Source organism: Sphingomonas sp. ID1715, from assembly GCF_013044515.1.
In the GTDB taxonomy this organism is placed as follows: Bacteria; Pseudomonadota; Alphaproteobacteria; order Sphingomonadales; family Sphingomonadaceae; genus Sphingomonas_B.
This window is the reverse complement of sequence record NZ_JABEPR010000002.1, coordinates 89,926-113,842: the sequence shown is the minus strand read 5'-3', so window position 1 is coordinate 113,842 and position 23,917 is coordinate 89,926. Positions and strand designations below refer to the sequence as shown.

The 23,917-nt window shown below is 65.2% G+C and carries 20 protein-coding genes, 1 tRNA gene and 1 pseudogene; 8 read left to right on the top strand and 14 right to left on the bottom strand.

Annotated features, from left to right (window positions below; genetic code table 11):
- The first annotated feature begins 5 nt into the window (after positions 1-5).
- Complete coding sequence (locus HJG53_RS05465; RefSeq protein WP_171128399.1) at positions 6-1,115, top strand: S-(hydroxymethyl)glutathione dehydrogenase/class III alcohol dehydrogenase; 1,110 nt, start codon at positions 6-8, stop codon at positions 1,113-1,115.
- 281 nt (positions 1,116-1,396) lie between these two features.
- Positions 1,397-3,985, top strand: a complete 2,589-nt coding sequence (locus tag HJG53_RS18975; protein WP_171129625.1) for an excinuclease ABC subunit UvrA — start codon at positions 1,397-1,399, stop codon at positions 3,983-3,985.
- 257 nt (positions 3,986-4,242) lie between these two features.
- Here the strand turns inward: HJG53_RS18975 and HJG53_RS05455 are convergent, their stop codons facing one another.
- From HJG53_RS05455 to HJG53_RS05420, 9 genes and pseudogenes are all read right to left on the bottom strand, one after another.
- Positions 4,243-4,788 (bottom strand): type 1 glutamine amidotransferase domain-containing protein, encoded by a 546-nt coding sequence (locus tag HJG53_RS05455; protein WP_171128397.1) that lies wholly within the window; start codon positions 4,786-4,788, stop codon positions 4,243-4,245.
- Positions 4,789-4,819: 31 nt separating this feature from the next.
- The gene (locus tag HJG53_RS18605; protein WP_254447611.1) at positions 4,820-5,392 is read right to left on the bottom strand and encodes a zinc-binding dehydrogenase; all 573 of its coding nucleotides are present in this window, start codon (positions 5,390-5,392) and stop codon (positions 4,820-4,822) included.
- 216 nt (positions 5,393-5,608) lie between these two features.
- Positions 5,609-5,829, bottom strand: a pseudogene (locus tag HJG53_RS18600) (alcohol dehydrogenase catalytic domain-containing protein); the annotation flags it as partial.
- 173 nt (positions 5,830-6,002) lie between these two features.
- A complete protein-coding gene (locus tag HJG53_RS05445) occupies positions 6,003-6,296 on the bottom strand; it encodes a putative quinol monooxygenase (RefSeq protein WP_171128395.1) in 294 nt (97 codons plus the stop codon).
- Between the two features lie 111 nt (positions 6,297-6,407).
- Positions 6,408-7,148: an SDR family oxidoreductase gene (locus tag HJG53_RS05440; protein WP_171128393.1), complete on the bottom strand. Its 741-nt coding sequence runs from the start codon at positions 7,146-7,148 to the stop codon at positions 6,408-6,410.
- Between the two features lie 74 nt (positions 7,149-7,222).
- Positions 7,223-8,374, bottom strand: coding sequence for an L-dopachrome tautomerase-related protein (locus tag HJG53_RS05435; protein WP_171128391.1), 1,152 nt, complete (start codon positions 8,372-8,374; stop codon positions 7,223-7,225).
- Complete coding sequence (locus tag HJG53_RS05430; protein ID WP_171128389.1) at positions 8,371-9,483, bottom strand: NADH:flavin oxidoreductase/NADH oxidase; 1,113 nt, start codon at positions 9,481-9,483, stop codon at positions 8,371-8,373. Before HJG53_RS05430 ends, HJG53_RS05435 begins: the two co-directional genes overlap by 4 nt.
- Positions 9,477-9,932 (bottom strand): VOC family protein, encoded by a 456-nt coding sequence (locus tag HJG53_RS05425; protein ID WP_171128386.1) that lies wholly within the window; start codon positions 9,930-9,932, stop codon positions 9,477-9,479. Before HJG53_RS05425 ends, HJG53_RS05430 begins: the two co-directional genes overlap by 7 nt.
- 2 nt (positions 9,933-9,934) lie before the next feature.
- Positions 9,935-10,744 (bottom strand): type 1 glutamine amidotransferase domain-containing protein, encoded by an 810-nt coding sequence (locus tag HJG53_RS05420; RefSeq protein ID WP_254447566.1) that lies wholly within the window; start codon positions 10,742-10,744, stop codon positions 9,935-9,937.
- 96 nt (positions 10,745-10,840) lie between these two features.
- Between HJG53_RS05420 and HJG53_RS05415 the strand changes: the two genes are divergently transcribed.
- On the top strand, positions 10,841-11,719 hold the full coding sequence (locus HJG53_RS05415; protein ID WP_171128384.1) for a LysR family transcriptional regulator: 879 nt from the start codon (positions 10,841-10,843) through the stop codon (positions 11,717-11,719).
- A gap of 133 nt (positions 11,720-11,852) precedes the next feature.
- On the opposite strand, the gene HJG53_RS05410 is transcribed toward HJG53_RS05415, so the two are convergent.
- Together HJG53_RS05410 and HJG53_RS05405 are read right to left on the bottom strand one after the other, a co-directional pair.
- Positions 11,853-16,094, bottom strand: coding sequence for a strawberry notch family protein (locus HJG53_RS05410; protein WP_171128382.1), 4,242 nt, complete (start codon positions 16,092-16,094; stop codon positions 11,853-11,855).
- Positions 16,095-16,166: 72 nt separating this feature from the next.
- Positions 16,167-17,063, bottom strand: coding sequence for a toprim domain-containing protein (locus HJG53_RS05405; RefSeq protein ID WP_171129621.1), 897 nt, complete (start codon positions 17,061-17,063; stop codon positions 16,167-16,169).
- Between the two features lie 123 nt (positions 17,064-17,186).
- Between HJG53_RS05405 and HJG53_RS05400 the strand changes: the two genes are divergently transcribed.
- A complete protein-coding gene (locus tag HJG53_RS05400) occupies positions 17,187-17,861 on the top strand; it encodes a lytic transglycosylase domain-containing protein (RefSeq protein WP_171128380.1) in 675 nt (224 codons plus the stop codon).
- A 14-nt stretch (positions 17,862-17,875) separates the two neighbouring features.
- On the opposite strand, the gene HJG53_RS05395 is transcribed toward HJG53_RS05400, so the two are convergent.
- Both HJG53_RS05395 and HJG53_RS05390 read right to left on the bottom strand, forming a co-directional pair.
- The gene (locus HJG53_RS05395; RefSeq protein WP_171128378.1) at positions 17,876-19,084 is read right to left on the bottom strand and encodes a site-specific integrase; all 1,209 of its coding nucleotides are present in this window, start codon (positions 19,082-19,084) and stop codon (positions 17,876-17,878) included.
- A 187-nt stretch (positions 19,085-19,271) separates the two neighbouring features.
- Positions 19,272-19,364, bottom strand: a tRNA-Ser gene (locus HJG53_RS05390).
- 169 nt (positions 19,365-19,533) lie between these two features.
- Between HJG53_RS05390 and HJG53_RS05385 the strand changes: the two genes are divergently transcribed.
- Positions 19,534-20,253, top strand: coding sequence for a DUF1134 domain-containing protein (locus HJG53_RS05385; protein ID WP_254447565.1), 720 nt, complete (start codon positions 19,534-19,536; stop codon positions 20,251-20,253).
- A 145-nt stretch (positions 20,254-20,398) separates the two neighbouring features.
- Here the strand turns inward: HJG53_RS05385 and pyrC are convergent, their stop codons facing one another.
- Positions 20,399-21,430, bottom strand: coding sequence for a dihydroorotase (gene pyrC, locus HJG53_RS05380; protein ID WP_171128374.1), 1,032 nt, complete (start codon positions 21,428-21,430; stop codon positions 20,399-20,401).
- 23 nt (positions 21,431-21,453) lie between these two features.
- Between pyrC and HJG53_RS05375 the strand changes: the two genes are divergently transcribed.
- The 3 genes from HJG53_RS05375 to tilS all read left to right on the top strand — a co-directional run bounded on the left by HJG53_RS05375 (position 21,454) and on the right by tilS (position 23,916).
- On the top strand, positions 21,454-22,176 hold the full coding sequence (locus HJG53_RS05375; RefSeq protein ID WP_171128372.1) for a folate-binding protein YgfZ: 723 nt from the start codon (positions 21,454-21,456) through the stop codon (positions 22,174-22,176).
- Positions 22,173-22,919, top strand: coding sequence for a glutaminyl-peptide cyclotransferase (locus tag HJG53_RS05370; protein WP_171128370.1), 747 nt, complete (start codon positions 22,173-22,175; stop codon positions 22,917-22,919). The genes HJG53_RS05375 and HJG53_RS05370 overlap by 4 nt, the downstream gene beginning before the upstream one ends.
- Before the next feature lie 124 nt (positions 22,920-23,043).
- Entirely contained in the window at positions 23,044-23,916 is an 873-nt protein-coding gene (tilS, locus tag HJG53_RS05365; protein WP_217352661.1) for a tRNA lysidine(34) synthetase TilS, read from the top strand.
- Position 23,917 lies beyond the last annotated feature (1 nt).

Here is a 23,917-nt window from a genome sequence, read left to right as displayed (position 1 = left end):
CCAACATGAAATCTCGCGCCGCTGTAGCCTTCGAGGCAGGCAAGCCACTCGAAATCGTCGAGATCAATGTCGCCCCGCCCCGGAAAGGCGAAGTCCTCATACGGGTGACGCACACCGGTGTGTGCCACACCGACGCGTACACGCTGGCGGGGAGTGATCCGGAGGGTGTTTTCCCGGTGGTTCTGGGCCACGAGGGCGCGGGCATCGTTGTCGAGGTCGGTGAAGGCGTCACCAGCGTCGGGCCGGGCGATCACGTGATTCCGCTCTACACCGCCGAGTGCGGCAAGTGCGACTTCTGCCTGTCGGGCAAGACCAACCTGTGCGTCGCTGTCCGCGAAACGCAGGGCAAGGGCTTGATGCCCGATGGGACCACCCGTTTTTCGTACAATGGTCAGCCCCTCTATCATTACATGGGCTGTTCAACCTTCAGTGAATATACTGTCGTTGCCGAAGTCTCGCTCGCCAAGATCAATCCCGAGGCAAACCCCGAACATGTCTGCCTGCTCGGCTGCGGCGTCACGACCGGAATCGGCGCAGTCCACAATACCGCCAAGGTCCAGCCCGGAGACTCGGTCGCGGTGTTCGGCCTCGGCGGCATCGGCCTCGCGGCGATTCAGGGTGCGCGCCAGGCGAAGGCGGGTCGCATCATCGCCATCGACACCAATCCGTCCAAGTTCGAGCTGGCGCGCCAGTTCGGCGCGACCGAGTGCATCAACCCCAAGGACCATGACAAGCCGATCCAGCAAGTGCTGATCGAGATGACGGGCTGGGGCATCGATCATACCTTCGAGTGCATCGGCAACGTCCACGTCATGCGCGCCGCGCTTGAATCAGCGCACCGTGGCTGGGGTCAGTCGATCGTGATTGGCGTTGCCGGCGCGGGCGAGGAAATCTCCACCCGCCCATTCCAGCTCGTCACGGGCCGCGTATGGAAGGGGTCCGCTTTCGGTGGCGTCAAGGGACGGACACAGCTCCCCGGCATGGTCGAGGACGCGATGAGAGGCGATCTCGATCTGGCCCCATTCGTAACCCACACGATGGGTTTGGAGGAGATCAACGAGGCCTTCGCACTGATGCACGAAGGCAAGTCGATCCGCTCGGTCATTCACTACTGACCCGCCGATCCGAAGCGGCGCGAGGCGCCCGGATCGACAACTCGCCCGTCATCATGGCCCGACCCGGCCATGATGACGCGCGCTCTGGCAAAATCGCAACGCGTCGCGATGCGGCAACAACCGTTGGATGGATTGCGTCGGAAATGCATTGATCTGTTACCCCGACCGTAATGAACACGGGCCGCACGGGCGGATAGGGCAGGAAGACTGAATTGAAGAACAAGGATATTCACGCGACGACGCCGGCCACCGATCATGGGCATACGGGGCCGCCCGCTTGCGTGCAGGTTCGCGGCGCGCGCCAGAATAACCTCAAAAATATTGACGTCGATGTACCGCGCGACGCCTTCGTGGTGTTCACCGGCATATCGGGCTCGGGCAAGTCATCGCTCGCGTTCGGCACCCTTTATGCCGAAGCCCAGCGGCGTTATCTGGAATCGGTTGCGCCCTATGCCCGTCGCCTGATCGACCAGGCCGGCGTGCCGGAGGTCGCCGCGATCGACGGTTTGCCGCCTGCGGTCGCGTTGCAGCAGCAGCGCGGCTCGGCCAACGCGCGATCCTCGGTCGGCAGCGTGACGACGCTCTCCAGCCTGGTGCGGATGCTCTATTCGCGCGTCGGCGAATATCCGCGCCATCAACCCATGCTCTATGCGGAGGATTTCTCCCCCAACACGGTCGCGGGGGCCTGCGCGACCTGCCACGGCATCGGCCGCGTATATGACGCGACCGAAGAGACGATGGTGCCTGACGACAGCCTCACCATTCGCGATCGGGCGATCGCCGCCTGGCCAACCGCGTGGCATGGCCAGAACCTGCGCGATATCCTCATTTCGCTCGGCTATGATGTCGATACGCCGTGGCGCGACCTGCCGAAAAAAGATCGCGACTGGATCCTCTTCACTGAAGAGGCGCCGACGGTGCCGGTTTATGCGGGCCTGACGCCCGAACAGACCCGGACGGCGCTCAAGCGCCGCATGGAGCCGAGCTACCAGGGCACCTTCACCGGCGCGCGCCGCTATGTGCTGGAAACCTTCGCCAACACTAAGAGCGCGCTGATGAAGAAGCGCGTCTCGCAATATATCATCGGCCGCGATTGCCCGACCTGCGACGGCAAGCGCCTGAAACGTGAAGCCCTGTCGGTCAAATTCGTCGGCCTCGACATTGCCGAGTTCGGTGACCTGACGGTGCTCAAGCTGAAGGACTTGCTGATGCCCGTCGCGCATGGCGCGTATGGGGCGGTCTCCGCCCCCTCAAAGGGCCATGTTCTGGAAAAAGCGGCCCGCGATGCAGCGGTCGAACAACGGGTTGCGGCGGGCGGCTCTGCGCACAAGAGCGCGCCCGACGTACGCCGCACGCCCAATCTCTCCGACGAGAAGCGGATCGCCGCCCAACGCCTTGCCTGCGAATTGATCGAGCGGCTAGAGCCGCTGATCGATCTTGGCCTGGGCTACATTTCGCTCGACCGCAGCACGCCGACGCTCTCCTCCGGAGAGCTGCAGCGCTTGCGGCTTGCCACGCAATTGTCGTCACAGCTTTTCGGCGTGGTCTATGTCCTTGACGAGCCTTCGGCAGGGTTGCACCCGGCAGATGGCGAAGCCTTGCTCACCATCCTCGAGCGTCTCAAGGCGGCGGGCAACTCCCTGTTCGTCGTCGAACATGATCTCGACGTGATCCGCCGCGCGGAATGGCTCGTCGATGTCGGGCCAGGAGCCGGGGAAAAGGGCGGTGAAGTCCTCTACAGCGGGCCGATCGAGGGGCTTGCCGACGTCGAGACTTCGATCACCCGCCGCTACCTGTTCGCAGAGCCGCTCCGCAGTGAGCGCACACCGCGCGATCCCAAGGCATGGCTACGCCTGGAAGGGATCAGGCGGAACAATCTCCATGGTCTCGACGTCGAGTTACCCATCGGCTGCTTCACCGCTGTCACCGGCGTTTCGGGATCGGGCAAATCCAGTCTTGTCAGTCAGGCGCTGCCCGAGCTCGTCACGGAACACCTCGGCGGCTCACCCGTGGCCGAGGAGGAGGATATCGATCCGCTGCTCGATGCGCAGAACGACACTGAAGGACGCATTGTCGCAGGCATGGAGCATGTCCGCAGGCTGGTGCGGGTCGATCAGAAACCGATCGGCCGCACGCCGCGCTCGAACCTATCCACCTACAGCGGCATGTTCGACCATGTGCGACGGATCTTCGCTGATACGCCGCTCGCCCGCCGGCGGCACTACAGCCCGGGAAGGTTCTCGTTCAACGTCGCGCAAGGCCGCTGCCCTGTGTGCGAGGGCGAGGGATACGTCATGGTGGAGCTGCTGTTCCTGCCGAGCGTTTTTGCCCCGTGCTCGACCTGTCATGGTTCTCGCTACAACCCGCAAACGCTCGAAGTCGAATGGAACGGGCGCAATATCGCCCAGGTGCTCGAACTGACGGTCGACGATGCGTGCGATTTCTTCGCTGGCGAGGCATCTGTGATGCGCTCCCTCGACGTGTTGCGGGAGATCGGCCTTGGATATCTGAGGCTCGGACAGCCGGCGACCGAGCTGTCTGGCGGGGAGGCGCAGCGCATCAAGCTGGCGACTGAACTGCAACGCGCTCAACGCGGCAACACGATCTACATCCTCGACGAGCCAACTTCGGGGCTTCACCCCTCCGATGGCGACCGGCTGATGCAACACCTGCAGGGCCTCGTAGACGCTGGCAATACCGTCGTAGTCGTCGAACATGACATGCGCGCCATCACGCAGGTGGACTGGATCATCGACATGGGACCGGGGGCCGGGGAAGATGGGGGCCGTATCGTTGCCAGCGGCGTTCCTGGTGTAGTTGCGGAAGCGGAAGGCAGTCTCACCGCCCGCTATCTCAAGGCGGCACTGTAGGTCGTAAATCTGGCCGAACGCACGTTCGATCAGGTGCACCTCAAACCCACGCTGGAATGGGTCGATTCTGGAAGCGGGAGCCGGCGATGTGTCACCGCGGGTTGACTCGGCTCAGGGTTCGAGTGCCCGTCGGGTGGGCCATGTTCGTGTGATACGCGGCGTGGCGGACGGCCAATCGCTGGCCATTCGCCACACTTGCTTTGTGCGGACCTTCTCCGGGAAAAGGGCCCTCACATGGTTCGTCGAAACGCCCCGTCTTAATTCCCCGCTGCGATTTCGTCGACGAGTTTGGCACAGAAGGCGGGCAAATCATCGGGATCACGGCTGGTAACAAGGCCGTTGTCGACCACGACTTCCTCATTGGTCCATGCACCGCCGGCGTTCTCGATATCGACCTTCAGCGTCGGGTAGGACGTCAAGGTGCGACCCTTAAGCACGCCCGCCTCGATCAATGTCCAGGGTGCATGGCATATGGCCGCAACGGGTTTTTTCTGATCGAAGAAGGCCCGGATGAAATCAATTGCCTCGCCGCTGCCGCGCAGCTTGTCGGCACCGACAGTCCCTCCGGGCACAACAAGTCCGTCGAAATCGTCGGCTTTCACCTCGGAAAACGTCTTGTCGATAGTATAGCTGCCGCCCTCGTCGAGATCGCCATTGACTGTGCGAGCCTTGCCCGGTTCAAAACTGACCACGGTCACTCTGCCACCAGCGTCCTCGACAGCTTGCTTGGGCTGCGAGAATTCTGGTTCTTCCGTCCCGCGGGGTGCGATCAGAATGGCAACGGATTTACCTTCCAAAGTCATAATCTGTTTCCTGTACCGTCGAAGATTTAGGTCAGGTGCCCGGTTTGAGCACGACCTTGGTCCAACCAGCATCGCGCGCGTCGAAATGCTTGTAGGCGTCCGGTGCCTGATCAAGCGGCAATCGGTGCGAGATGATTTGGGCGGGATTGGCCCGGTCTTGCTCGATAAGCTTCATCAGGCGCCGGTTGTAGTGCTTCACATTGCACTGGCCGGTGCCGATCTTCTGGCCCTTGAACCAGAAGTTGCCGAAGTCGAACGCCATCTTGCCTTCCTTCTGGAGATCGTCGGGCGCGTTCGGGTCTTCCGGAATGAACACGCCGACGACACCGATTCCGCCGGTGGCCTTCGTGCTTTTGACGAGGCAGTTCATCGTGTAATTGCTGCGCTCCTTGCCGTGGCGATCGCAACACTGATACCCGACCGCCTCGACCCCCCGGTCGGTCCCGAGGCCGCCGGTCGCGTCAAGGATCTGCTGGGCGGGATCGCCCTTGCGCATGTCGATCGGAATAGCGCCCATCGCTTCGGCCAGTTTCAGACGGTCATCGTGAGAATCGACGACAAAGATCTGAGAGGCGCCGCGAATTTCGGCTGAATGTGCGGCCATCAGACCGACCGGACCGGCGCCGTAGATCGCGATGCTTTCGCCAGGCAGGAAACCGGACAGTTCGACGCCATGCCAACCCGTCGGGAAGATGTCGGAGAGCATGACATAGTCATCCTCCTTCTCCTCGGCGTCCTCGGGCAGCTTCAGACAATTGAAGTCCGCGTAAGGAACGCGCATCAACTCGGCCTGACCACCCTGCCACGGACCCATCTCGGCAAAGCCATACGCTGCGCCGGCGGTTCCAGGGTTGGTCGTGAGGCAGAAACCCGTCAAACCGCGTTCGCAATTTTCGCAGAAGCCGCAACCGACGTTGAACGGCATGCACACGCGATCGCCCTTCTTATGCGATCTACGGCAGAGCCGACTTCGATGACCTCGCCAAGGTTTTCGTGGCCGAACACCTTGCCCTTCTCGAAACTGGTACGGCCTTCATACATGTGAAGGTCCGACCCGCAAATATTGGTCGTGGTCAGCCGGATGATAACATCGGTCTGCTTTTCGATCTTTGGATCGTCAATGGTATTGACAGAAACATCTTTGGGCCCGTTGTACACGACAGCTTTCACGGATCTTTTCCTTTTGCAGCTCTTCTAGCGTGCCGACCGCTCCGCTATTTCGCGGCCAGCAGGGTGAACTTGTGAATCTGCGGCGGTTCAGAAAACAGTTCTTCTGCCTTCTCCATCAGTGCGGCAGCAACCTTTCCGTCAAGATGGGCCTGCCGATCCTCCTCTCTGTCGAACGTATCGAAGATCGCGTACGCACCGGGACCTTCCTCGATCGCATACCAGGTCAGAGTGCCCGCCTCAGCTTGAACGAGCGGCAATGCCGAGGTCAGGAAATCGGCGACATCGCGCTCTTTTCCGGGCTTGGCCTTCAGTGGTACATACAGGGCAAGTTTCGGCATAATTGACTCCTCGAATAAAACGGACAGATATCATTCGGCAAAGCAACGGACGAGCGGACGGGTACGTTCCCCATGAGGCGGAGCACACGCGGCCCCGCCTCCTCGTCGAAATCAGAACTGCTGTGCGGTCGGCCGGATGACGATCACGTTGACGTCGACGTCATCAGGTTGTTCGACAGCGAACGCGATAGCACGCGCCACCGATGCCGCCGGGATGGCCTGCTTGTAGAAGTCCAGCACCGTCTCGGCAGCCGCGCCAGAGGTCGTGAACTTCAAATCGCTTTCGACAGCTCCGGGCTCGATGGACGTGACCCGGACCTTTTCCCCCACCTCGTGGCGCAAGCCCTCGCTGATCGCGCTGACGGCGAACTTGGTGCCGGAGTAGACCGTGCCGCCCGGTGCGAAGACCTTGATGCCCGCAACCGAGCTCAAATTGATGATATGACCGCTGCCCTGCTCCAGAAAACCGGGAAGGGCCGCCGCGATGCCGTAGAGCGTACCCTTCAGATTGACGTCGATCATCTGGTCCCACTCGTCGGTGTTGACCTCGGCCATCGGACGGATCGGCATCAGCCCGGCGTTGTTGATCAGCACATCGAGGCGGCCGAAGTCGGCAATTATTGCGGCGACGACGGACTGGACCGCCGCCTTGTCGGTCACGTCCAGCGCGTAGCTACGTGCCGTGCCGCCGTTTGCGGCAATGTCCGCGACGACCTCGTCGAGCCTGTCTTTGCGCCGCGCGGCGATAGCCACCTTCGCGCCCCGTTTCGCGAGAAGACGCGCGGTTTCCGCGCCGATGCCGGTGCTGCCGCCGGTGATGAGAACGACCTTGCCTTCGATACCCTTGGTCATGACTGTATTCCTTCAAATCAGTTGTTGATTTTTCGCCGGATCGCGGCCCCGCGCCAGCCCCCGGGCTGATGGGATCACTGCGTGCGCAACAGGACGGGCCCGGCGCCCACCTTGATGCGGAGCAGCTCGTAGGGCTTGCGCCGCAGGTCCCGCCCGCCGTGGAAGCCCGGCTGGCGGTGGAGCTGGTTGGCGGTGAAGTAGAGGTAGCCGTCGGTGCCGATCGACAGCGTGTCGGGCCAACTGATGCGCGGGTCGCCGACCAGCGTCGTCCAGCGGCCCTGGTCGAGCACGCGGATCGCGTTGTTCTCGTAATCGCCGGCGAACACGCGGCCCTTGTCGTCCTCGGCAATCCCGTCCGAGGCGCCTTTGCGCCCCAGGCTGCGGACCGCGCGGGCCAGTTCCTCCTCGGACACCGCGGGATCGCGCAGCATCGCCGTGGGCACCGCGTGCAGCGTGCGGCCCGACAGTGGACCGTAATACAGCAGGCTGCCGTCGGCGCTGAGCGCAATCGCGTCGCTTGCGATCGTGACCGGCGTCGCGGGGCCGTTGGCCGGGCGGTTCATCAGCACCGCGCCGTCGACAACCGGGGTAAAGCCGGGCTCGGGGTTGGTCGTCGCATGGTTCGACAGGCGCCGGATCGCCCGCCCGCTGGCGATATCGACGACGATGATGCCGCCGATGCCCTCGTTGCTGCTGTCGGTGATGTAGGCGACGCCCTCGGCGCCCTGACGCAGATCGAAGCGCACGTCGTTGAGGTAGGTCGTGGGCAGCACCACGCTGGGCGGCAGGACGATCGTCTTCACCACCCGGTCGGTCGCAAGATCGATCGCGACCAGCTTGGCACCGCCGGCCTGTGGTTGAGAGAATTTGGGCGCCGCCGTGTCGAGCACCCAGAGGCGGTTAGCGCCGTCGGCCACCACGCTCTGCACCGAGATGAAATGCCCCGCCGGGTCGGCCGGATCGGGCTGGTTGGTCGCGGCGTCGGGATAGGGCACCGCCTTGCCGTCGACCAGCTCGGCCACCGTGAACGGTGCGTTGTCGCCCCATTGCGGGAAGTTGACGAAAATGCGCCCGTTGGGGGCGACGGTCACGCCAGTCGGCATCGCGCCATCGAAGGTCGCGACCTGCTCGACTTGAGGCGCGGATCCACCTTCGCGCGTGGTCGCACAGGCGGCGAGCGTGAGAGCGGCGCCAGCGGCAAGAAGCAGTTTGACGGAAGCTTTCATGGGATCATTTCCTTGAGGATGCGGCCCGCTTCGGGGGGCTCGGACCGGAGGTATTGCGGGGGCGCCTTTACCGATGCGCCAAGCGCGGTGGCGGCGTGCCAGGGCCAGCGCGGATCCCACAGCGCAGCGCGGGCTATCGCTATGGCGTCGGCATGCCCGTCTTCGAGGATGCGCTCCGCCTGGTGCGGTTCGGTGATCATTCCGACCGCCACGACAGGCATGGCGACCGCGTCCTTGACAGTCCGCGCCAGCGGCACCTGATAGCCGGGACTGACAGGGATTTGCTGGCGCGGGTCGAGCCCGCCGCTGGAAACGTGGATCGCCGCGCAACCGCGCCGCTCCAGCTCTTGTGCAAACCTTGCGGTCTCCTCCGCCGTCCAGCCGCCTTCGACCCAGTCGGTCGCCGAAACGCGGACGGTCACCGGGCGGTCGGCCGGAAACGCTTCGCGCACGGCATCGAACACTTCGAGCGGGAACCGCATCCGGTTGTCGAGGCTGCCGCCGTATTCGTCGCCGCGCCGGTTGGAGATCGGCGAAAGAAATTCGTGGAGCAGATAGCCATGCGCGGCGTGGATCTGGACGGTTTCGATGCCGAGCCTGCCGGCGCGCCGGGCGGCATCCGCGAACGCCTGCCGGATGCGGGCAAGCCCTGCCTTGTCCAGTTCAACAGGGGGATGGTCGTCCGGATCGAAGCGAATGGCACTGGGTGCCACGGTCTGCCAGCCATTCTCCGCGTCGGGGGAAAGCTGCGCTCCGCCGTGCCACGGCTTGGCGCAGCTCGCCTTGCGGCCGGCATGGGCCAGCTGGATGATCAGCGGCATGTCCGACCACCGGCGCACACTTTCGAGCACGCTTCGCATCGCCGCTTCGGTGCGGTCATCGTACAGGCCGACGTCGCCATAGGTGATGCGCCCTTCCGGGCTCACGGCAGTCGCCTCGATCGTCAGCGCGCCGGCGCCCGAGAGCGCCAACTGACCGAGATGCATCCGGTGCCAGTCGGTCATCGCGCCATCCTCGGCCGAATACTGGCACATCGGCGCGATGACGATGCGGTTGGCGAGCCGCAGCCCGCCAACCTCAATCGGTTCGAACAATTTAGCCATCACCATTCGCCCGTGTTGGGCATGGAGGCCCATGGTTCGGCCGGAGCCTTGTGTTCGCCCTTCTGCAGCAGTTCGATCGAGATCCCGTCCGGCGAGCGGATGAACGCCATGTATCCGTCACGCGGGGGGCGATTGATCGTCACGCCGCCCGCCTGCAGCCGCGCGCACGTTTCGTAGATGTCGTCGACCCCGTAGGCGAGGTGGCCGAAGTTGCGGCCCCCGATATAAGTCTCGGCAGGGCTGCCGTCTTCGGGCGGCCAGTTGTACGTCAGCTCGACCTCGGCTTCGCCCTGCTCGCCGTCGCCGCGGAAATCCTCGTCGGCGGCAAGGTAGATCAGCGTATAACGCCCGGCCTGGTTCTCCATGCGCCGGGTCTCCTTGAGACCCAGCAGCGTGAAGAACCGGATCGCCGCCTCGGGATCGGCGACGCGCAGCATGGTGTGGAGATAGCGCATGATCAGGCGACCTTGTCCTTGAGGGCTTCCATCACGAGCTCCGCGGTGCGCGCCGCGCTGGCGGGGTTCTGGCCGGTCACCAGATTGCCGTCGCGCAGGGCGAAGGGGGCAAAATCGGGGCCGCCCTCGTGCTTGCCGCCGAGTTCCTCGAGGCGCGTTTCGAGCAGGAACGGCACCGCCTGATCGAGGCCGACCGCGCGTTCCTCGCTGTCGGTGAAGCCCGCGACACGGCGGTCGGCGACGAAGGGCGTGCCATCGGCCTTCTTCGCCGAGACCAGCCCTGCCGGTCCATGGCAGACGGCGGCGACGATCTTGCCCTCGCGGTCGAAGCGTTCGACAAGGCGCGCCAGCTCGTCACTGCCGGGGTAATCGAACATCGTGCCGTGGCCGCCGGGCAGGAACAGCGCGTCGTAGCCGGCGGGATCGATGCTTGTGAATACAGGGGTGCTGGCAACCTCGGCCTTCAGGGCCTCGTCCTTCAGATAACGCTCGACCGAAGCGTCGTTCTCGCCGTCGGCGTTGACGCTGCGCTGGTCGACGGGGATGGCGCCGCCCTTGATTGAGGCCAGCGTCACCTCGGCGCCCGCATCGCGGAAGGCATAATACGGGGTGGTAAGCTCCTCGAGCCAGACACCCGTCGGTTCGGTGCCGGGGGTCATGCGGTCGGCGGAGGTGGCCACCATGAGAATGCGGGTCATCGTCAATTGTCCTTTTCCATTGATGTCGGGAACACGAGCAAACGCACCCGGCGCAGGCGCACCTGCCACAAAGAAAGCGGTGAGAGCTTTCAGCAGTTGGCGGCGATTTTGCATTCGATCGTTCCTTTCGGCGGCTTAGATACGCAGGGAACGGCATCATGAAATCCAGCGGGAATGGCGGACGGCCATAAATCCGCTTATGGAACCGCAATGTCCCTCCTGCAGTTGCGCACCTTCGTCGAAGTCTACCGCCGTCGTTCACTGAGCGAGGCGGCTCGGGCAATCGGCATCACCCAACCGGCGGCGTCGCAGCACATCGCATCGCTCGAGGCGCAACTGGGCCGTCCCTTGTTCGATCGCCATTCGCGCGGCGTCCGACCGACAGCGATTGCCGATGATCTCGCTGCTTCGATCGGAAGCAGCCTCGACACGGCGGAATCGGCACTGGCCAGCGCGCGGGCCCGCTCGTCTCGCATTTCCGGCACGGTCCACATCGCCGCGCCGTCGGACCTGCTGGGAGAGATGATCACGCCCCGGCTGGCCCCGCTGCTGGAAGCAGGGCTGGACCTGCGCCTGCATATCGGCGGGCGCGAGGCGCTCTACGCCATGCTGCTCGAGGACAAGGTGCACCTGGCCGTCACCGCCTCGCAACCCGACGATCCGCGGCTGGCTTTTCATGCGCTGGGCGAGGAACACCTGCGCGCCGTAGCTTCTCCCGCCGTGGCGAGGCGGATTGCCGAATTGCCGCTTGCCGACGGGCTCAACCGGACGGCCCACCTCGCCTACGACCTCGACCGGCCGCTGCTGCGCACTTGGCTCGAGGCAAACCAGATCGAGCTGACGAGCCAGCCGGCCTTGACCGCGCCCGATTTGAGAGTGTTACGCTCGGGATTGTGCGCGGGCCTCGGCTGGACGGTACTGCCCGGCTATCTCACCCGCGGCGAACGCTCGGCCTGCACGCTGATCGAGATACCCGCCCCGGTCACGGTGCCGCGCAACGCTTACTACCTCGTCTGGGCACGCTCATCGCTGCGACACCCGCGCGTGGCCATGGCTCGGGACGCCCTGATTGCTGCACTCCGAATATAATTGTGGCGACGCCTATTGGGCCGTCAGCGCAATTTCGGGTCTGAACCAGTTGAGCGCTGGCGGAACGAATGGCGGCTGTTGGGATCGTCGGCTACAAGGCCGAACGTCCGAATTGAAGGCGCTGAGCCGACGTTCAACCCACCGATCGGAGATGATCGAGGACTCGGATTGCCCCTTCGACCGGCACAAACAGCCGGGTCTGGTAGCGGATAATTTCGGTGAAGCAGCCTTGAGCCTTGTACCAGTCGAGGCGGGCGGCGCTCCATCCGGTAAGCTCAAGTCGCTGCCCCCCGTTCACGAGGCTCCGTTTGAGCGTCAGCTGTTCCCTTCCTGCGATCTCGAGCGGACGGCCAGTCGCCAAGACCGACGCCACCAGTTCATCGGCCGAAATAGCAGGGCCCTGATCCATTCCGAGAGCCCGGCAAAGCTCGGACAGGCAGTGGATCGGAACTTCGCGGCCGAGAAGCGAACGGCCATCGCTCGCGCAAATCCGACTGATGCGCACATGGTCGGCTGGGAGCTTGTCCCAGACCGGCAGCAGCAGGCCGGTCGCGAGATGGAGCCGCTCATACTTGAGGTTCGACGCCGCCTCGTCGACCTCCGACTGCCACAGGCGCCGGAATTCCTTCTCGTCGACAGGCTCCCAGCTGCTCTCGTCCAGCTGGTCGGCGGTGAGATATCCCCTCTTGAGCGGACGATGCAGTTCGAACCGCGCGATCCGCGCACCCTCGTCGGTCATCATGCTGCGCGCGGGGACGAGAAGTCCGACGCGGCCCGAGCGGCCATTGCGCAGCGGGCGGTGTTGTGGATCGTCGATCCCGTGGTGTTCGATCAGCCTCGCCAACGTCAGAGGCTTCAGCGCTCGGGCAATCTCCAGCTCGAGCAAGTGCGTCGTCGCGCCTGACAACGCATCGGCACGAAGCAGAGTGTCCGACAGGACCTCGAAGCTTTCGGCGGTGATGGTTTCGACGCCGAGATCGAGCGTGCCGGCCTGCCGTGCGGCATCGACCCGCGCTTCGACGAGGGCGAGGAACTCGTCGAAGATCGCGTTCTGCAAAGCGATCGGGAGCGCGAGGATGCGATTGAGCCAGCGCTGGATCGTCGGCAGATCGTCGACCATGCCGCCGTCGGGCCCTTCGATCCGGAGCCCGGTCAGCTCCTGGAACCTGGCCAGTCCCACCGCCTCGAGTTTGTCGGTGAACAGCAGCCCGAACCAGCGATTGAGCGCCTCCTTGGCGTAAACGCTTTCCAGGTTATCGGCCGGATCGAAAAGATTCTGCCCGCCCGTCTGGCGCTGCCCGCGGGTGAGCGCGCCGAGGCTGTCGAGGCGCCGGGCGATCGTCGAGATGAAGCGGCGTTCGCCGCGTACATCGGTGGTAACCGGACGGAACAGCGGCGCCGAGGCCTGGTTGGTGCGATTCGTGCGCCCCAGCCCCTGGATCGCTGCATCGGCGCGCCAGCCCGGCTCGAGCAGGAAGTGCACGCGGCGGGCTTGGTTCCGGACAGAGAGATCGGCATGATAGCTGCGGCCCGTGCCGCCGGCGTCGGAGAAGACCAGGATGCGCTTGGCGCCGTCCATGAACGCCTGCGTCTCGGCGACATTGGCGCGCGGGCTGCGTGCCTGGAGCTTCTGCCGCCCGTCCGGCCCGACGATCAGTCGCCGCCTGCGTCCGGTCACCTCGGCGACCTGATCGACCCCGAACCGCTCGATGATCGCATCGAGTGCGGTGGCGATCGGCGGAAGCGCGCAGAGCTGCTCAATCATTCGCTCGCGCGCGGCGAGCGCCGAGCGGCACAGCACCGGGCGGCCTTCCTCGTCGACCATCGGCTCGGAACGCGCATTGCCGTTCTCGTCCGTGAACACCGCCATCAGGCGAACCGGGAAGCTCTTGGCGAGATAGTCGATCACGTATTCGCGCGGGGAGAGGTCGATCTCCAGCGCCTCGCGCTCTTCGTCCGAAAGTTCCGCCAGGCGCCGGTCGAGCATGGCCTCGGCGGTCGAAACCAGTTGGACGACCACGGCATTTCCGTCGGCGAGTGCGGCCTCCATCGCGGGCAGCAGACTCGGCAGCTTCATCGACAGCAGGAGCTGGGCGAAGAAGCGCTGCTTGGTGCCTTCGAATATCGATAGTGCTGCGGACTTGGCTCCGCTGTTGAGCGTGTTGCCACTGTCGCTATCGACAATACGGGTCGCCTCGAGCGCCTCGCGCAGGTTGGCGTGGATGATCGCCCAGGCTTCGGCGTAGGCGTCATAGACCGCGATCTGGGGAGCCGTTAGCTGGTGCTCCAGGATCTCATACTCGACCCCGACGAACGACAGCGCGCGGGCCGTGTAGAGCCCGAGCGACTTCAGGTCCCTCGCGACGAGTTCCATCGCTGCAATGCCGCCGTCGCGGATGTCACTCACGAAGGCCTCTCGGTTGGCGAAGGCCGTCTCCGGACCCCACAGCCCGAGGCGCGTGGCATAGGCGAGATTGTTGACGTCGGATGCGCCTGTCGCCGATGCGTAGAGCACTCGCGCCCGCGGCAGCAGGTTCTGCAGCCGCACGCCTGCCACTCCCTGTTCCGAGCCCTTGACCTTGCCGCGCGAGCCTTCACCGCCTGCAGCGTTGGCCATTGCATGTGCCTCGTCAAACACGATCACGCCTTCGAAATCGTCGCCAGCCCACTTCAGGAGCTGGTCGAGGCGCGTGGCGTCGGACCTCCCCGAGCGCAGCGTCGGATAGGTGACGAACAAGATGCCGTCCCCCATCGTCACCGGCAGACCGAGCTTCCATTGCCCGAGCGGCTGAATATCGATCGGAAGACCGCCGAGCGCCGTCCAGTCGCGGCGGGCGTCCTCAAGCAGCGCCTCGTTCTTCGAAATCCAGATGTGCCGCCGCTCGCCGCGCAGCCAGCGATCGAGGATCACGCTAGCGACCTGTCGCCCTTTCCCGGCTCCGGTCCCATCGCCGAGGAAGTAGCCCATGCGGTAGACGGCGCCTTCAGCGCTCGGCGCGAGCGAACAGCCCTTGTCCTGCGGGACCAAGCGGCCGGGCAGGTCGCGCCCATGGGCGCTAACGGCGTAGATCAGGGTCTCGGCCTGGGCAGCCGAGAGCAGACCTCGCGCAATGACCCCGGCGGGAAGCAGCGGGACTTCGGTCGGCACCGGTGCGGTGATCGAGCCCATCGCGACCGATTCAACCAGCGGCGTCGGATGCTCGTTCGCACCCGCAATCGCTATGCGGCTAGGCCGATAAGGGAGGTAGTGCCCAACCTGGTCGGCGATCGGAGCCGGCACTTCGAGCGCCTCGTACGCACAGGGTTCGCTTGGAGCTGCCGGCGCCGCGTGCCGGGGCGGCACCGGCCGCGGCCGGGCCGCCAAACTCGCGAGCCGGAACGGAGCAAGGACCAATGAGGCGGAGGACGACTGAGCCGCGGTTGCGAAGGGCCGGGCCGGGATCGCATCGATCAGCTCACATAACGCGCCGAAGTCGCTGGTGCGAGTTACCACGGGATCTGCCGCGGCTTCGATCTTGTCGAGCACCAGCAGGCGCGTTGTGATGGAGGTGCCGTGCCTCGAGAAGCCGCGCTCCACCGCAACATTGAGCTGCACCGTGACTGGTTCTCGCATCGCGCCGAGGAACCCATGGACATCGAACCACTCGGGCATGACCGCGGCCAGCCGCCCGCCGGGGGCGAGCCGCTTCCAGGCCGAGCGGAGGTGACGGCCGCCCGTATGCCCGTCGTGTCCGCGCTCGATCCCGTACGAGAAGGGTGGATTGACGAGAACAGCGGTCGGCACCTGACGTGGGTCAAGAAGCTCGTCGATGAGCTCGCCGTCATGGCCGCTCACGGCGGCCTGCGGAAATAGGCAGGCGATGCAATCCCGGCGGAGCGGAGATATCTCGTTGAGGATCAGACGTGCGTCTGCTTTCGCCGCCCAGGTCGCGAGCATGCCGGTGCCAGCAGATGGCTCGAGTACCGCCTCGCCCGTGCGGAGCACGCAGGCTCGCGCGAGAAGCCAGGCGATGCGTGGCGGCGTCGAGAACTGCTGGAGCTCAATCTGCTCCTCGCAGCGGACAGTCTGAGTCGGCAGCAATGCCTCGAGTTGCGCGAACGCTGCGTGAGCGTCGTCGGCTGGCGACGCGGGGGCGAGTCCGGCATGAGCCTGCAACCAGAGCACTTGGGCGAGCTCGATCGCTGCATGGGCATCGCGTACCGACCACCGGCCCTCGGCGTCGGTGCCGCCGAACAGACGGGTGAGGATCGCATTCAGGCCGGCGCGCGAGAGCGCCTGGCCTGCTTCAATGAGCTGGGCGATGTCGCGCGCCGCTGTGAGAACCAAGGGCTCGCTGAGAGAGGGAAAGGCGAATGCCGGTGATGCAAGGGACATGGGACCTCCTGACGAGGCTGCTCACGAACCTGCAGCCTCGCCGGAGCCTGAGCGTCCTCTCCTCTGGCCCAATCAGCTCGCGGCCAGTGCCATCCTCATCAGGACGTCATTCCAGTCCTCGTTGAGGTTCGTCGGCCGCGTGGCGATGGTCCGACGACCGTCGCAGGCGTAGGCTTCGCGGGCGCGCTCCTCGGCCAGGTCTCCGCCCGGGTCGTTATCGACGAAGAGATGAAGCTCGCGCACGCTCTCCGGGATGGTGACGAGCCCGAAGCGCTCGTTGCCGAGAGTTGCCCAGCACGGCACCCCAAAGAGCTGCATCGCCGACAGTGCCGTCTCGATTCCCTCAGCCAAACCGAGGCGCCCTCGACGTGGCGCGGCAAGGCGCACCGCCCCGTTTTGCAGGCTTCCCAGCGCCCGCTTGGGTCGCTCGAAACCGGCCAGGCGGCCCGTCAACGGGTCGAGAAAGGTCCGATGAACCGCGATGACGCCGAGGTCAGTGCGGACGGCTGCCAGCATCGCGGGCAGGAACCGGACCGAGCCGCGCGGCCCGAGCGGGGTCCTGGAGTGGAAACGCAAATCGGATGAAAATTGCGTCAGCCGCCGCTTCAGCAGGTAAACCTCGGCCGGGCTTCCCCTGAGTACATCGCCTCCGCGCCAGAGCCGGCAGGCATTGGGGTCAGGGGTTTCCGTGCGAGGCGCCTCGGACAATGGCTCGCCCGAGCCATCGAAGAGCTCGCGGGCGCGGACGCCACGGAGGCCGAGGGCCGCAATGACCTCGCCGTTCGAGCAGCCGGCAAAGCAGTGGAACAGAATGGCGCTCCGGCCGAGGCTCACGCTCAGGGACGGGGTGCGATCATCATGGGCGGGGCAACGGCACATCCCGCGGTTGCGACGCCATGTTCCGCCAAGGCTGTCGACGATCTCCCGCGCGCGGCGCTCGAGACGCTCCAGTGGATGGCTTTGGGGCATGGTTTCTCCGTTCGGCATGCCTGCTCAGCGCTGCCTCCTCTCCGCGCCCGCGCTGATGCGTTTTCCTACAACCTATGTTCTCTATATGTTCTCGCTCGATTCGACCAGACAAGGAATCGGGACATGAGCCTGCGAGTTGTATCGATCGCCCTCGGCGTGGTGGCGGCGGCGCCGGTGCTGGCGCACGGCCAAGCATCCGCGCCCGCTGTCCCTGTGGATGCCGCCATTGATGAAAGACACCAAGGCTATCGCTTGGCGCAGACGGCCGACGGCTTCCAGCTTGTGGAGCATGGGGTCTGGGAAGAGCCCTCCGCGGTTGCCGTGCAGAAATCGGGGCAAACGCCAGTCACGGTCGGCTCCAAAGGAACCGACCGGCTGGCCAGCGGAAAAACAGCGGGGCTCTCCGGGCCGAACGGCTTTCGTCGCGCAGCATACCTTCCCCATGTCTATGCTGCTGAAGCCAAATACGGTTTGCCCACGGGGCTGCTGGACGCGCTGATCTGGACAGAATCCCGCTACAATCCCTTCGCTATCAGCAGGGTGGGCGCTGCCGGGCTAGGGCAGTTGATGCCGGGCACGGCAAAGGATCTGGGTGTTTCCAATCGTTTCGACCCGCTGGCGAATCTTGCCGGCGCTGCCCGATATCTCCGGCAAATGCTGGACCGCTTCGGGACGGTGCACATGGCGCTTGCCGCCTACAATGCCGGTCCAGGGGCGGTCGAACGCGCCGGCGGGATTCCGTTGAACGGCGAGACGCCGGCGTATGTGCGCGATGTGCTTCGCCGTTGGCGATCCTGATTACGTTCAAGCCGCTAGGCAGACACTGGTTCACCCCTGCGCTGCTTGTTGGGGCGCACCTTTTCAGAGCCGGCCTCGCAATAAGCACCCCAAGCCTCCATCAGCTTGCGCCGTTTCTCCAGCATAGCGCCGCGTTGATAGGCGCGCTCGACCTCGTTTGGGTTCTGGTGCGCGAGTGCGGCTTCCGCCACTTCGCCGGGGAAGTCGGTCTTCTCCGCAACCCATGTGCGGAACGTGGAGCGGAAGCCGTGCACGGTCACCGGTTCCTTCATCCTGCGCAGCACGGCGAGCAGGGTCATGTCGGACATTGGGCCGTTGGTGCCAGGGAAAACCAAATCAGTCCCGTCGAGCCGCACGGCCATCGCGCTTTTCAGCACGGCCAGCGCTTGCGGTGAAAGCGGCACGACATGCTCGCGCTTCATCTTCATGTGCGCGGCCGGAACGGTCCACACGGCGTTCTTGGTGTCGAATTCGTCCCATTTCGCCAGCCGCACCTCCTGGCTCCGCGCGGCCGTGAGGATCGTGAACTCCAGCGCCAGGCGACCCCACACTCCGCCACTCGCCCGAAGCCGCGTCAGGAACATGGGCAGCTCGTCGTAAGGCATGGCCGTATGGTTTCGACCGTGAGGTTGCTTGGGCAGGCCTTTGCCCGCCGCCAGTGACCGCGCGGGCGCTTCCGTGGACCTCCAGCCGCGTGCGTGGGCGTAGTCGAGAACCGCGCAAATACGCTGGCGCACTCTGCGGCCTGTTTCCGGCTTAGCCGTCCACACCCCGGCGATGGCAGCAATAATGTCGCCGGCCGAGACATTGCCCACCGGCTTCGTGCCGAGCAAAGGGAAGGCGTATGTTTCGAGCGTGGCGATCCATTGGCCGCTATGCTTGCCGTTGGCCCATTGATGCTGGCGCGCTTCGTGCAGCGCGAGCGCAGCCTCGCGGAAGGTGACCGCCGCCGCCTTCGCCTCGCGCTTCTCGGCGAGGAGGTCGCGCCCATCCTCGCGAATCGCCTTGCGCGCCTCGGCTGCCTTCGCTCGCGCGCTCGCCAGAGAGACCAGTTTCGCGCTTCCGAGGCCTATATCGCGCCGTTTTCCCTCGTGCTGGATGCGTAGCTTCCATTGGCCCACACCCACGCCGGTGACACGCAAAAGCAGCCCATCACCGTCCTGATACGTGCCCGAGCCTTTCGCCAGAAAGGACTTGATCTCGTTTGCCGTCAGGTTGCCCATGATGCCTCCTGGCCCACAATACTGGAGCGGTTCTGGCCCACACTCGTTCGCCAAGCCCACACTGCGGCCCACAATTTAGCGTGGATGCTGGCGGTTCGCAACGGATCCTAAGGGGCGCTTGCGGACGAGAAATCCGCAGAAATCCGGGACTTTTACGGAAGAATGCGGCTGCTTGTGGAAGCAAAGGTGGCGGAGACGGAGGGATTCGAACCCTCGGTACGAGTAATCCCCGTACGGCGGTTTAGCAAACCGCTGGTTTCAGCCACTCACCCACGTCTCCGGATGCGGCGCGTGCGGGGCGATAGCAGGGGCTTTGGCGGCGATCAACGGCGGTTCGGCGATTCGTTCCGGCGCGATTTCGATTCCGTCCATCGCGGGTTCATTGTTCGGCGCCCAGGATTCACGCTAGGGATTCAGCGAGATAGAAGGGCGGGGATATGGGCGGAAGCATGCGGGCTTGGGTGCTGGGAGCGGCGGCGCTGGCGGTGCCGGCCTCTGCGCAAGTGCAGTCGGTCGATCCGAACACGGTGATCGACGCCGATCTGGGGCCCGCGCCCACCGCGCCGGCGACAACACCTTCGGGCCAGAACGGCGCCGTCTATTATGGCGACACGGCCCCTGCGCCTGCCCCGATGCAGCCGACCGAACAGGCTCCCGCGGCGGTGGCGAGCACTGCTCCGGCCAACGGCACCTACAAGAAGGACGATCTGATCGGCGCGGCCGAAGGCGTGTTCGGCAAGGGTGCCAAGGGCCTCGCCCAGCTGATCGAGAAGATCCTGAAGGATCAGGGCGAGCCGAGCGGCTATATCACCGGGCGCGAGGCGAGCGGCGCGTTCGTGGTTGGCCTGCGGTACGGGTCCGGCACGCTGACGCACAAGGTCGAAGGGCAGCGTCCGGTTTATTGGACCGGGCCGTCGGTCGGCTTCGATGCGGGCGGCAATGCCGGCAGCACCTTCGTACTCGTCTACAACCTGCTGGACTCGCATGACCTTTATCAGCGTTTCCCGGCGGGCGAGGGCAATGCCTATTTCGTGGGCGGGCTGACCGCCAGCTATATGCGCGCGGGTGACGTGGTGCTGATCCCGATCCGCATGGGCGCGGGCGTGCGGCTCGGCGCCAATGTCGGCTATATGAAGTTCAGCGAAAAGCAGAACTGGCTGCCGTTCTAGCCGCAGAGCGGCCGTGCGCGAAACAAGCGCGCGGACTCGCGCAAGGCCGACCGGCGGCGCGGAAGCGGCCGACCGACGGCGTGGCTTTGCCACGCCACCCCTCCACCACGCTACGCGCGGTCCCCCTCCCCGTACCGGGGAGGAGCTAGCCGACCAAGCTCCACCGCAGCGTTTCACCCGCGTGGAACGGAACCACATCGCCGATCCGCTCAGGCACCTGCACCGCCGTCTGCTCCAGCGTCACCGTGCCTTCGTTGAACGGCAGGCCGTAGAAGCGCGGTCCATTTTCGCTGGCGAACGCCTCGAAACGGTCGAGCGCGCCTTCCTCTTCGAAGACGGCAACATAGCTCTCCAGCGCATAGGGCGCGTTGAAGATGCCGGCGCAGCCGCATGCCGCTTCCTTGCGGTCGATGGCATGCGGCGCGCTGTCCGTACCGAGGAAGAATTTGGGCGAGCCGGACACCGCGGCGGCACGGATGGCAAGCCGGTGCTGCTCGCGCTTTGCCACCGGCAGGCAGTAGGCGTGCGGGTTGATGCCGCCTGCAAAGATCGCGTTCCGGTTGATGTGGAGATGTTGCGGCGTGATCGTGGCACCGACCAGCGGACCGGCATCGGCGACGAACTGCGCCGCCTCGGCCGTGGTGATGTGCTCGAAGACGATCTTCAGTTCGGCAAAGTCGCGGACAAGGCCGGTCATCGTGCGCTCGATGAACACGGCTTCGCGGTCGAAGATGTCCACCTCCGGATCCGTCACTTCGCCGTGGACGAGCAGCGGCATGCCGATCCGCTGCATCGCTTCCAGTGCGGGGTAGATGTTGCGTACGTCGGTGACCCCGTGGGCCGAGTTGGTCGTCGCGTGCGCCGGGTAGAGCTTGGCCGCGACCCACACGCCTTCGGCATGGCCGCGCGCCAGCTCGTCGGGCGCGGCGTCATCGGCCAGATAGCAGGTCATCAGCGGCTCAAAGTCTGCACCTGTCGCCGCGATTATGCGCTCGCGATAGGCGGCCGCGGCTTCGGCGGTGGTCACCGGCGGCACCAGGTTCGGCATCACGATCGCGCGGGCGAACTGGCGCGCGGTGTAGGGCGCGACGGCGTTCAGCATCGCGCCGTCGCGAAGATGCACGTGCCAATCGTCGGGACGGCGGATGGTCAGGCGCATCGGAGCTTCAGTTTCCATGGCCGAGCCCTTAACTGAGGGGCATGGCCGGAACCACCCTTACCGATCGCGCCCTGATCCGCCTGAGTGGAGAGGATGTGTGCGGCTTCCTCCAGGGATTGGTGACGAACGATGTGTCAGGCGCGCTGCCGGTCTGGGCCGGGCTGCTGAGCCCGCAGGGCAAGGCACTGTTCGACTTCGTCCTCTGGGCGGACGGCGACGACATTCTGGTCGACTGCGAAGCAGAGGCGGCGGACGCGCTGTCGCGGCGGCTCAGCATGTATCGGCTGCGGCGGGCGATCGCGATCGAGCGGGATGCCGGCTTGGCCGTGCATTGGCGTGCGGACGGAGCTGAGGGCTCCACCGATCCGCGTCTGCCGGGACTGGGCCGCCGCTGGCTCGCTCCTCCGGCTGAGCCGGCCAAGGGCTGGCGTGAGCATCGGCTGGGGATGGGCGTGACCGAGGGCCGGGCGGAACTCGGCGACGGCGCCAATCTCTGGCTGGAATGCAACGCGGCGGAGCTGAATGGAGTCAGCTTCGCCAAGGGCTGCTATGTCGGGCAGGAGAATACCGCGCGGATGAACTGGCGGCAGAAAGTCAACCGGCGGCTGTTCGTCGTCCAGACGGATCGCGATCCTGGCGAGGCGGCACAGATCTGGTACCCCGATCTGGGTCTCGCCGTCGCCCGATTGCGGGTCGAGGATGCCGCGACGCTAGCTTGGGGGCAACCGATCATGCCCGATTGGATCAAGGAGGCCGTGGCATGAAGCGGTTGTCGGCATTCGCCGCGCTGCTGCTGCTTGGCGCCTCGCAGCCAGCCATTCCGGTGCAGCGCGCGCAGATCGTCCGTGCCTATCCGCATGATCGCGGGGCCTTTACCGAAGGGCTGCTGTTCACCGACGGGCGCATCTATGAGAGCACGGGGATCGAGGGGCGCTCGTCCGTCCGCCAGGTGCGGCTCGAAGATGGACGGGTCGTGCGTCAGGCGGTGGTGCCGCCGCCCTATTTCGGCGAAGGACTGGTCAACTGGGGCAACAGGCTGATCAGCCTGACCTGGCAGCATGGCCGCGGCTTCATCTGGGACAAGGCCACGCTGAAGAAGCTCGGCGAGTGGCGCTATCCGGGCGAGGGCTGGGCACTGACGCAGAATGGTCGCGAGATCATCATGAGCGACGGCACGCCGCAGCTCCGCTTCCTCGCTCCGGACACGCTGAAGGAGAAGCGGCGGATCACCGTCACCGCCAATGGCCAGCGCGTCGCTCGGCTGAACGAGCTGGAATGGGTGAAGGGCGAAATCCTCGCCAACATCTGGATGACCGACCGTATCGCCCGCATCGATCCGGCAAGCGGGCGCGTGAAGGGGTGGATCGACCTGTCATCTATCTCCGCGCGCGTGCCCAATCGCGGCTACGACGATGTCGCCAACGGCATCGCCTATGATGCGAAGGGCGACCGCCTGTTCGTCACTGGCAAGAACTGGCCGGCATTGTTCGAGGTGCGGGTGCGCTGATATTTAGTGAAGCTTCCTTTCCTGTGTTCCTTCGCAACTCCGCGCATGGGGAGGAGGCGGCACGTCAAGAGGAGCTTGATCGATTCTGGCTCTAACTTGGCGTCTAATCTCCTAACATGGGCGCATGATCGGACTTTCAATTTCGGGCGGCCCCGACTCGCTCGCCATGCTTCTTCTCGCCTCTGCCGAAGGCCCCGTCCGAGCGGCGACTGTCGATCATGGCCTGCGACCAGAGGCGCGCGGCGAAGCCAAGCAAGTCGCCGCTATTTGCGCAGCGCGGTCTATTGCGCATGACATCCTCACCCTCTCGCTTCCGCCCGGCACCAACCAGGCCGAAGCGCGGGAGGCACGGTATGCGGCGTTGGGGGAATGGTGCCGGGCGCATGGACTGACGCGGCTCGCGACCGCTCATCACGCCGATGATCAAGCCGAGACTTTGCTGATGCGGCTGGCGCGGGGGGCTGGGCTGGGAGGGCTCGCGGGCATCCGTTCGGAGCGGGCGCTGGGCGGGGGCGTGACGCTGGTCCGACCGCTGATCCGCTATCGCAAGGCGGAGTTGGAGGCGATCGTCGCCGCCGCAGGGCTCATGCCGGTGCGTGATCCATCCAATAGCGATCCGCGTTACGACCGTACCGCCGCGCGTGCGTTGCTGGCCGAGACGCCATGGCTCAATCCGGCGCGGCTGGCGCACAGCGCAACGCATCTGGCCGAAGCGGAAGCGGCGCTGGAATGGACTGTAGACCGGCTGGAGGCGGAGCGAGCTGAAGCGAGAGGGGAAGAAGCGAGCCTCGATCCGGCCGGCCTTCCGCCCGAACTGCTCCGCCGTCTTATGCGCCGCATCTTCGCGCGCTTCGGTGAGGCACCGCGTGGTCCCGAACTCGCCCGCCTGACCGCCGCGCTGCACGGGGGCCGCGCCGCCACCCTCGGGAGCGTGAAGGCGACGCCGGGCCCCCGCTGGACATTCTCCCGCGCCCCACCGCGCCGGGGCGATCACTGAC

Bases quoted from the DNA above. Each gene is read 5' to 3' on its own strand.
- HJG53_RS05395 (WP_171128378.1), bottom strand. From the start codon at position 19,084: ATGGGCAACCTGACGGCAAACGAGATCAAGTCCTTTCTGGCGAAAGGC.
- HJG53_RS05440 (WP_171128393.1), bottom strand. From the start codon at position 7,148: ATGACCAAGGGTATCGAAGGCAAGGTCGTTCTCATCACCGGCGGCAGC.
- HJG53_RS05420 (WP_254447566.1), bottom strand. From the start codon at position 10,744: ATGCAAAATCGCCGCCAACTGCTGAAAGCTCTCACCGCTTTCTTTGTG.
- HJG53_RS05370 (WP_171128370.1), top strand. From the start codon at position 22,173: ATGAAGCGGTTGTCGGCATTCGCCGCGCTGCTGCTGCTTGGCGCCTCG.
- HJG53_RS05455 (WP_171128397.1), bottom strand. From the start codon at position 4,788: ATGACTTTGGAAGGTAAATCCGTTGCCATTCTGATCGCACCCCGCGGG.
- tilS (WP_217352661.1), top strand. From the start codon at position 23,044: ATGATCGGACTTTCAATTTCGGGCGGCCCCGACTCGCTCGCCATGCTT.
- HJG53_RS05410 (WP_171128382.1), bottom strand. From the start codon at position 16,094: ATGTCCCTTGCATCACCGGCATTCGCCTTTCCCTCTCTCAGCGAGCCC.
- HJG53_RS05400 (WP_171128380.1), top strand. From the start codon at position 17,187: ATGAGCCTGCGAGTTGTATCGATCGCCCTCGGCGTGGTGGCGGCGGCG.
- HJG53_RS18605 (WP_254447611.1), bottom strand. From the start codon at position 5,392: ATGGCCGCACATTCAGCCGAAATTCGCGGCGCCTCTCAGATCTTTGTC.
- pyrC (WP_171128374.1), bottom strand. From the start codon at position 21,430: ATGGAAACTGAAGCTCCGATGCGCCTGACCATCCGCCGTCCCGACGAT.
- HJG53_RS05435 (WP_171128391.1), bottom strand. From the start codon at position 8,374: ATGAAAGCTTCCGTCAAACTGCTTCTTGCCGCTGGCGCCGCTCTCACG.
- HJG53_RS05445 (WP_171128395.1), bottom strand. From the start codon at position 6,296: ATGCCGAAACTTGCCCTGTATGTACCACTGAAGGCCAAGCCCGGAAAA.
- HJG53_RS05430 (WP_171128389.1), bottom strand. From the start codon at position 9,483: ATGGTGATGGCTAAATTGTTCGAACCGATTGAGGTTGGCGGGCTGCGG.
- HJG53_RS05375 (WP_171128372.1), top strand. From the start codon at position 21,454: ATGGCCGGAACCACCCTTACCGATCGCGCCCTGATCCGCCTGAGTGGA.
- HJG53_RS05425 (WP_171128386.1), bottom strand. From the start codon at position 9,932: ATGCGCTATCTCCACACCATGCTGCGCGTCGCCGATCCCGAGGCGGCG.
- HJG53_RS05465 (WP_171128399.1), top strand. From the start codon at position 6: ATGAAATCTCGCGCCGCTGTAGCCTTCGAGGCAGGCAAGCCACTCGAA.
- HJG53_RS05385 (WP_254447565.1), top strand. From the start codon at position 19,534: ATGCGGGCTTGGGTGCTGGGAGCGGCGGCGCTGGCGGTGCCGGCCTCT.
- HJG53_RS05405 (WP_171129621.1), bottom strand. From the start codon at position 17,063: ATGCCCCAAAGCCATCCACTGGAGCGTCTCGAGCGCCGCGCGCGGGAG.
- HJG53_RS05415 (WP_171128384.1), top strand. From the start codon at position 10,841: ATGTCCCTCCTGCAGTTGCGCACCTTCGTCGAAGTCTACCGCCGTCGT.